The organism is Gordonia alkanivorans NBRC 16433, from assembly GCF_000225505.1.
GTDB lineage: Bacteria > Actinomycetota > Actinomycetes > Mycobacteriales > Mycobacteriaceae > Gordonia > Gordonia alkanivorans.
On record NZ_BACI01000093.1, the window covers coordinates 42,849 to 49,954 of the forward strand.

Annotated in this window: 14 protein-coding genes; 1 reads left to right on the forward strand and 13 read right to left on the reverse strand. The window is 62.4% G+C overall.

What is annotated here, in order from left to right; genetic code table 11:
* Positions 1 to 52 precede the first annotated feature (52 nt).
* The 12 genes from GOALK_RS16475 to GOALK_RS23150 form a co-directional block, all read right to left on the reverse strand.
* Positions 53 to 304 (reverse strand): hypothetical protein, encoded by a 252-nt coding sequence (locus GOALK_RS16475; RefSeq protein WP_006359974.1) that lies wholly within the window; start codon positions 302 to 304, stop codon positions 53 to 55.
* On the reverse strand, positions 291 to 470 hold the full coding sequence (locus GOALK_RS16480) for a hypothetical protein (protein WP_006359975.1): 180 nt from the start codon (positions 468 to 470) through the stop codon (positions 291 to 293). The genes GOALK_RS16475 and GOALK_RS16480 overlap by 14 nt, the downstream gene beginning before the upstream one ends.
* Positions 467 to 718 (reverse strand): hypothetical protein, encoded by a 252-nt coding sequence (locus GOALK_RS16485; protein ID WP_006359976.1) that lies wholly within the window; start codon positions 716 to 718, stop codon positions 467 to 469. The genes GOALK_RS16480 and GOALK_RS16485 overlap by 4 nt, the downstream gene beginning before the upstream one ends.
* Before the next feature lie 175 nt (positions 719 to 893).
* Positions 894 to 1,103: a hypothetical protein gene (locus GOALK_RS23950; protein ID WP_006359978.1), complete on the reverse strand. Its 210-nt coding sequence runs from the start codon at positions 1,101 to 1,103 to the stop codon at positions 894 to 896.
* Positions 1,100 to 1,321 (reverse strand): helix-turn-helix domain-containing protein, encoded by a 222-nt coding sequence (locus GOALK_RS16490; protein WP_006359979.1) that lies wholly within the window; start codon positions 1,319 to 1,321, stop codon positions 1,100 to 1,102. Before GOALK_RS16490 ends, GOALK_RS23950 begins: the two co-directional genes overlap by 4 nt.
* A complete protein-coding gene (locus GOALK_RS16495; RefSeq protein ID WP_006359980.1) occupies positions 1,318 to 1,644 on the reverse strand; it encodes a helix-turn-helix domain-containing protein in 327 nt (108 codons plus the stop codon). The genes GOALK_RS16490 and GOALK_RS16495 overlap by 4 nt, the downstream gene beginning before the upstream one ends.
* A complete protein-coding gene (locus tag GOALK_RS16500; RefSeq protein ID WP_006359981.1) occupies positions 1,641 to 1,904 on the reverse strand; it encodes a hypothetical protein in 264 nt (87 codons plus the stop codon). The genes GOALK_RS16495 and GOALK_RS16500 overlap by 4 nt, the downstream gene beginning before the upstream one ends.
* Entirely contained in the window at positions 1,901 to 2,698 is a 798-nt protein-coding gene (locus GOALK_RS23610; protein ID WP_006359982.1) for a BRO family protein, read from the reverse strand. The genes GOALK_RS16500 and GOALK_RS23610 overlap by 4 nt, the downstream gene beginning before the upstream one ends.
* A 55-nt stretch (positions 2,699 to 2,753) precedes the next feature.
* Positions 2,754 to 3,086: a DUF7324 family protein gene (locus tag GOALK_RS24715; protein ID WP_006359983.1), complete on the reverse strand. Its 333-nt coding sequence runs from the start codon at positions 3,084 to 3,086 to the stop codon at positions 2,754 to 2,756.
* Positions 3,083 to 3,220, reverse strand: a complete 138-nt coding sequence (locus GOALK_RS23955) for a hypothetical protein (RefSeq protein WP_157139167.1) — start codon at positions 3,218 to 3,220, stop codon at positions 3,083 to 3,085. The genes GOALK_RS24715 and GOALK_RS23955 overlap by 4 nt, the downstream gene beginning before the upstream one ends.
* A 112-nt stretch (positions 3,221 to 3,332) precedes the next feature.
* The gene (locus GOALK_RS16510; RefSeq protein ID WP_006359985.1) at positions 3,333 to 3,572 is read right to left on the reverse strand and encodes a helix-turn-helix domain-containing protein; all 240 of its coding nucleotides are present in this window, start codon (positions 3,570 to 3,572) and stop codon (positions 3,333 to 3,335) included.
* Between the two features lie 53 nt (positions 3,573 to 3,625).
* Positions 3,626 to 4,474 carry a Rha family transcriptional regulator gene (locus tag GOALK_RS23150; RefSeq protein ID WP_006359986.1) on the reverse strand — a complete coding sequence of 283 codons (849 nt, stop codon included), beginning with the start codon at positions 4,472 to 4,474 and terminating at the stop codon, positions 3,626 to 3,628.
* A 235-nt stretch (positions 4,475 to 4,709) separates the two neighbouring features.
* Here GOALK_RS23150 and GOALK_RS23155 point away from each other — a divergent pair, with 235 nt between their 5' ends.
* Positions 4,710 to 5,387, forward strand: coding sequence for a helix-turn-helix domain-containing protein (locus tag GOALK_RS23155; RefSeq protein ID WP_006359987.1), 678 nt, complete (start codon positions 4,710 to 4,712; stop codon positions 5,385 to 5,387).
* A gap of 369 nt (positions 5,388 to 5,756) precedes the next feature.
* Here GOALK_RS23155 and GOALK_RS16530 read toward each other — a convergent pair whose 3' ends face one another.
* Complete coding sequence (locus tag GOALK_RS16530; protein WP_232283184.1) at positions 5,757 to 6,899, reverse strand: tyrosine-type recombinase/integrase; 1,143 nt, start codon at positions 6,897 to 6,899, stop codon at positions 5,757 to 5,759.
* Between the last annotated feature and the right edge of the window lie 207 nt (positions 6,900 to 7,106).

Consider the following 7,106-nt stretch of genomic DNA (forward strand, 5'->3'; position numbering starts at 1 on the left):
GGGCCACGCCACTTGAAAGGGCCAGCAGAGATCGCGTGGCGGGTGGAGAACGTCACAGCACAGCCTGACCAGCCTGACCAGCCAGGAACACCATCACGTGGTCGCGGGTGGTCCACGGGGATGGTTGTGGCTCTACCCGCAGCACCCGCCGCCCAAAGAAGTCGGTGAGTACAGCACCACACCCGGCGGCGGTGACATCCATCGACGCCAGGAACCCGCACGTGAATGCGACGGATGCGAGGTCGGCTTCCACCTCCACGAGATCCCGTGCAGCCCGGAATGCTTGCATGTCAACGACGGTCACGGGTCACCGCCTTAGCGCAGTCCTCACAGACGAGGATGGTTTTCCCGGCCCGCCCGTCGGGGAACACCAGGTATTCACGGACGTAGGCGATGAGGGCGTCGACGGGATAGTCGGTGCGGCAGTTGGGGCACCAGCCGGCGTATCTGGCCGGGAACGACCCCCTCATGCCGCGCCTTCTGTGGTGAATAGGTGTGGCCGGTAGGCGTGTTCGATGCGGCGTGCTTGGTCGTCCAATCCCATCGCCAGCATGCGGGCCTGCATGTCGGTCAAATGCAGGTCGGTGCGTTCATCCCCCGGCCCCACAACAACGACGCGTAGATGGCCGTGCGAGTTGACGCCGAGGGACAGGAACACGGGGCCGTGGCAGGTATCGACCTGGATGGCCGGCGACTCAGTGAGCTTCATATGACTCATGCGGACTTCACCACCCATGCAGAGTGATACGCATACTCGAGCGCGTAACCCCACTCAAGACTGCAAGTAAGGAGTTCATTGCCGCGCATCACGTGCCAGCACACCGGGAAGGACACCCAATGCCGGTCGATGTCATCGACTGGGTGGGACACAACGCGGATACGGTGCTTACTACTCATCGGATGTCTCCGTTCACGATCCGCAGATGCGGGAAATCCTCATCCGGGTCCTCATCATCCAAATCCGCATCCGTCAACCACCCGGCGATCTTCGGCACATACGAGGCGGCAGACACGATGACGAATCCCCAAAACGCCCCGGCCACAGCCAGACCGGTCACAGTCGGCGGGGTACGCACCAACAGCACATCGAGAAGTGTGGTCATGATGCCAACTCCCCCGGTGCTGGCTGCGGCAACTCATTCCGCCACCGAAGAAGCTCCTCATGATCAACGAAGTAGCGTCCCCCGTACTGGCGGAACAAGATCCGGCCCGCCTTGTACTCGCGGCGCAACGTCTTCTCAGACACCCGCACCTTCTCCGCCGCTTCCTTCAGCGGGTACTGGAACGCTTCCCCTGGTCTCAGATTGTCGATGTCAGTCACGGCTGGGACTCCTCAGTGTCGGTTCTGGTTGCGGCGTCTAGAACGTCTGCGATGACAAGGAGACGGTCCGCCATGATGCGGAGTTCACCAGCAGGCGTAAGAATTTCGTCTGTCGAATGACCGAGTAGCTGTCCGAAGTCGATGCCAAGAACTTCTGCAATCGCTGCGGCCTGTTCAAGGGTGACCGTCCGTTGTCCGGTCTCGGTACGACAGATCGCAGTTGAGTTCATGTCGACAAGGTCTCCCAGGGCCTTCTGTGACATCCGCCTGGCGATCCGAGCCTCACGAATGCGGCGCGCCACCTCTTGGCGTGAGTACTTCATGCCCCACCGCCAGCCAGATAGAACCGCTCGATGGCATCCTGCAGTCGGCGAACATCTCGGAGGTCGAGCGTGTACGGGCCGATCTCGAGAACCACGCCTGCCGCCTGGTTGACCGCAACCCGCAGGGGGATTGAGACGTTAGAGTCTGTCATCGGAACATATGGCTCAAGAGCGTCTGCGCCGTCGATGACGACCCGGCCAATTTCCTCGTGTTCGTGCGTGCGGTCGGCATCGAGGACCGGGAATCGCCACCCGTTCACGCCGCACGCTCCTTCGCTACCAGGCGAGAGATCGCCTCAGCGCCAGCGGGAGTGATCTTCAAGGTGTGCATCACCTCTGAGCCTCGGAACCGCGGAGCCTCATGGGATTCGACCCGACGGAAGTACCGCTTCTTGTCGGCTTTCTCCGAGTAGCGGCGCCGCTCGATCTTCTTGCCGTGGGTGTTCGACCACCGCGAGTCGGTCTGCACGTAGATCCAGTTCTTCTCGATGAGAAGCTCACGCAGCTTTGACTCCTGCAGATTCAGGGTGGAGGCGACGGTGGAGAAGGTGAGGCAATCAGCGTCAGCGACATAGGTGTCGACGTACGACACCTTGTGGGCGTCGCCGGTGACTTTCTGCTCAAGCTGATAGATGCGGGCATCGCGTTGCTCCAACATCTGATTCGCCTCCACGAGCGCAGCGGCTACAAGCTCTGGCCCCTGGAGAGCGGGCTGCGCGTTGAACGATCCGGTCTTGCGGATCTCGGGGAGCACGACGTCGGTGAACCAGTCCTGCACCTGCTCGGCGTGCCTCGCGTTGCTTCGCATGATGAGGCGATTGACGCCACCCTCACTGCAGACGAGCATGCGCTGAGTTCCGCTGGGGGTACTCACTTCTGAGTACCCCTGCTGGTGCGGCCGGAGGAGCCGTGCTGCGTTGCTCGCGTCGCGGTATCCAAGAATCTTCGCGACGTCGGAGACGACGAACCACGGCTCGCCGTCGATGATGACGGTCCGGACCGCAGTGCCTTCGTAGTTGAAGGGCACGATCCGTGCGGTATTCTGGTCTTGCACTTGAACTCCTTCCGCGAGTTCGTCTGACCGCCCGGTGTTCACGCGCCGGGCGGTTCTATTTCTGTGGGAAGTTGGTGACCTCGGCCGCATCCCCAGCGGCCGAGGTCCGCGCGCGGGGTGAGAGTGGGGTGAGCGGCCCCTCCGCACGCTCAGCGCACCGGCATCGATCCGGCGCACTGTGATCTGTGAAGTCCGCGGTCAATGCGCGGACGATGGACCGCGGCCGAGGATGGATGTCCCGCATCGGAACCGACAGCATCACGTCCGGGCTAGTCCACCCAGGTAGATAAGTGACGATGTCGACGTGTTGGCCGTCCAAGCTGTAATCGCGGATAGCGATCACCGGGTATGCCTCATCCGGAGTCGGACGCCACACCGCGGTACTCACGACGCCAGCTCCAGGAACGCGATGTGGTGCAGCAGTTCCAGTGCCCGGTACGCCTGAGGCGGGCACACACCGTTGCCGACGGCCTTCAGCTGATCGTTGCGCAGATACCGTCCACAGTTCGCGCAGGTAGCCATCACAACCACCACCAGATGCCGGCCACCCACACGAGGAGTCCGAGGACACAGGCCGCGGCGATCGCACGGCACACCTGCACACCCTCAGGAGACGGACCCAGATTGCGGTTCATCACGCCGCCTCGTCCTCTGTGGGCACGACGTCGAACAGGTCTGAGAAGCAGTCTCCGCCGAATGCCTCGATGCACCCGGCGATGAACTTGGGGCCGGGTGCCGCCTTGCCGGTAAGGACGCGGGAGACGGTGCCGGGATCGACGTGGATTTTCTCGGCGAATTCTCGGTCCAGGCTGGTGCCGGTGAGGCGTCGGATCTTGGCGAGACCGGTGGGGTTGAGTTTCAGGGTTGCCAACACAGCTCACCGCCCCTGGCCTGCGTGAACTAGCGTCACGCTAGTGGTAGTCGACTTCATGCTCCGAGCTCCTTCATTTCTTCGTTGGTGATGAGGACGAGGCCGGTGCTGTGGGTGTTGACCGGAAGCCCTTCGGCGGCGAGCGCGTCGCGTAGCGCGATTTCCATCTGAGGACGCACCCGGGGCTGGAAGCGGCGCTTGCCGCCGTAGTTGCCTTGGTCGTGGTCGTAGATGAACCGGCGACCTTTTGCGGTGGGCTTGCGGTGGTCGTAGCCGTCACGGATTGAGCCGTCTGCGCGCACGCGGGTGTTGCGCTGGTTGATCAGCCAACCCTTGGCGTAGAGGTGCTCATCGAACTTGCGGGCTGGAACTTCGGAGAAGTACTTCTTGCCGAAGTCGGTGAGGTGGATGCCATCTCCGCCTTCGATCGCTGCGCGGTGTTTCTGCTCGACAGCAAGTCGCTTCTCGGCCTTCTCGCGGGCGGCGTGCTCGGCTTCGGCGCGCTCTTCGGCGTTGACGAGCTTCCGGGCGTACTCCAGTGGCGTCAGGGTTTCGATGGTCTGGTTGCGGAGTGCGTAGAACGCGGCGACGAGACGTTTCTTGAAGGTGCGGACCACCTCGTTGTTGCGGAGGTAGGTGATCAGCAGCGTCGCGTGCGGCTCATTGAGGATGGCGAACTCGACGTCTCCACCGCCGTGTTGGCCGGCTGGTCTTGGTCGGATTTCAAATCCGACCAAGCCGAACTCGTTGAAGTCGTCCAGGTTGTGGCGGATGAGCTTGATGACCGACGAGTGCTCATTGCCCGTCCCCTGGGCGATCACTAGTGAGGTCGTGAATCCTTCGCCGGTCGCATCTACAGACACGATCGGTGCCGCACTCGGGATCAGATCGGCTGTGCGAGTCATTGGCCCTGCTCTCCGCTTCCGCCCGCTTGACCTGCTGTCTTGCGGCTATGCGTACGAACGTACACGTTCGTAGGAGTGCGCGCAATTGCTGAACATCACGATTACGTAACGGCGGCAGATTGCGCCGCCGACCTGCGAAACGACAAGCGTGTGATTCCCCCATCAGGGCCGTTGCGTCGCCGCAACCGTGTTTCGACAGCTCAAAACATTGCGCGCACGCATTACGGTGTGAGCCGTGGAGAACAAGTGGTGGGCGTACGTGCAACAGCGCACGACTGGGGCAACCCAGAAAGCGATCTCCGAAGAAACGGGTATCGAACAGACGGTGCTATCCCGGTGGAAGCTCGGCAGGAACCGCCCTGACGCGCAGAACGTCATCCAGTTCGCCCGCGCAATGGGCCGACCGCCTATGGAGGCATTAGTCGCCGCCGGCTACCTCGGCTCCCAGGAAGTTGGAGAGGTTGTTGAGGTGGCAATGAGTGCCACCGATCTTGCCGTCGACGACCTCATCGAGGAGATGCGTCGGCGAATCGGCACAGCCGAAGCACAGTCAGCGTTCATAGACGCACTCACCCAGGGTGCAGCCGTCTGGATTGTGGAAGCGCCACACAGCCCTGGGGTGTCCATCTCCAGAGTCGGCGACCAGGTAACAGCCAATCTCGTCCTGTCGCCAAACAACAAACTTCATATTCACCCCGAGCTAGCAGATCGAACTCAAGGAGAACCTGATGACCTCACGACGAAAACGACGACTACGAGCAGCGAGGGCGAAACGCCTGAAGGTAAGAAGAACCGCGGCGGGGGGAGCCCGCCGCTAGCTGACGATTCGGAGAAGGGGCCGATCCTGCGTCCGGGTGAAGACCTCCCGGGACTGCGGGAGGAAACACCGCAACAGCGCCGCAAGGTCCAGTAGTTCATCGGTCGATAGTTCGCGAGAGTCGATGGAGTGCATGGTGTCTCGAATCTCGGCGAGGATGTCGGGGCGTGTCTGTTCGGGCATGGCGGTACTCACTCTTTCACTTCCGGGGGGACGGGAAGTGACCCCTAATATGGATCTCTCACACGCGGCTGTTTGATGTGAGAGACCGAACATAGCGGACAGTCCTGACATCATCGTTTGCCGCAGTAACCACACCAGCCGTGCATTCAACTCGCCCGGACGCCAGTTGATCGGCTCGACGATGCAGACGTACGGCTGGTCGGCGCAGTGCCAGGTGCAGCTGGACGGGCGGACGGTCGATTCGGCGTACGTGCCGGGCCGACGTCACGCCAACGCCAACTGCTAGTCAGGAAGGGCGAGGAGTTTCTCGAGCTGTCCGAGCGCGGCGCGGGTGAGGTCGGTGGACGTGTGCGCGTACTGGCGGGCCATCGCAGAGGTTGAGTGGCCAAGTATCTGCATGCGGACCGCTTCTTCGACGCCGGCTTCTTGCAACAGGGTGGCGACGGTGTGGCGGGCGGCGTGCTGATCTGGCGCGTCCTGCGCGGTCTCCACGACCCCGGCGGCTACGCACACGTGTTTCCAGGCGTCTGTGTCGTCGCGGGGTAGGACAGCAGCCCCATCTGAGCGGGTGAACACGAGGCCCTGTTGGGGTTGTCCGCGTTGTTCCCAGAGTGCCGTGAGTGCGGCAACCACTGGGGGCAACAAGGGTACGAGCCGCCGTGACCCTGCCGTCTTCGTCGGCACCAGGCAGGCAGTCCAGTGCACGGGCTGGAAGGTGAAGGTGGCGGGTACGTCGAACGCTTCCCGCGGGTACACGTCCGTCTGGGGGCGTGGACCCTTCTTCAGCTTGAGTCGGGCGAGCTGCCAGGAGATGTCGATGACACCGTGTTGGAGGTCGACGCGATCCCACGTGAGACCCAATGCTTCGGCCTGGCGTGCCCCGGTCAGGAGTGCGAGGGACCAGCGTGCGGCGGCGTGCGCATCCTGGCCGGCGACGTGGAGGAGTAGGGCGCGGGCCTGGTCGACTGTGAGGGGTTGGCGTTCCTCCGAGCGGGCTTGTGGTCGGTCCATGCGGTCACACGGATTGGTGCTGATCTTCCCGTCTTTCACCGCATCCCCCAACGCTTTTGCCAGCACCGAGTAGGCGGCCTGGGCGGTGCGGGTCGAATGCTTGTCGGTCACGTGGGTGACCATGCGACGGATGTCGGTGGGGGTGAGCTTGCCGAGTTTCTTCGATCCGAGGTGTGGGATCAGTTGGTGCTTGATGGTGGAGCGGTAGGTAGCGAGGGTGCGGGGCTTGAGTCGTGGTGCGGCGATGGTGTCGAGCCAGTAGGTGAGCCACTTGTCGACGGTGATCTGGCCGGCGTTGGGGAGGATGCCGTTTGCGAGATCGGCACGCATGGAGGCGAGTTCGGTGACGGCGTCGGCGTACTTCTTTCGGCCACGCTGGTAGTAGGAGCCGTCAGGGAGTTGGACTTGCGCCATCCACATACCGTCGGACTTCCGTTGGTGTAGTCCGCCTTCACCTTTGGCGCGTCGCCGCTTCTTCGGTGGCATATCCCGCTCACTTACGTTTGTACTTACGTTTAGCCCAGTCTATCCGCCGGGTAGACATTAACGCGGAAAACTCAGCTACCAGCAGGTATCCGGCTGGGCTTGACACCAACCCTACCTTGATCATCCCCTAAAACA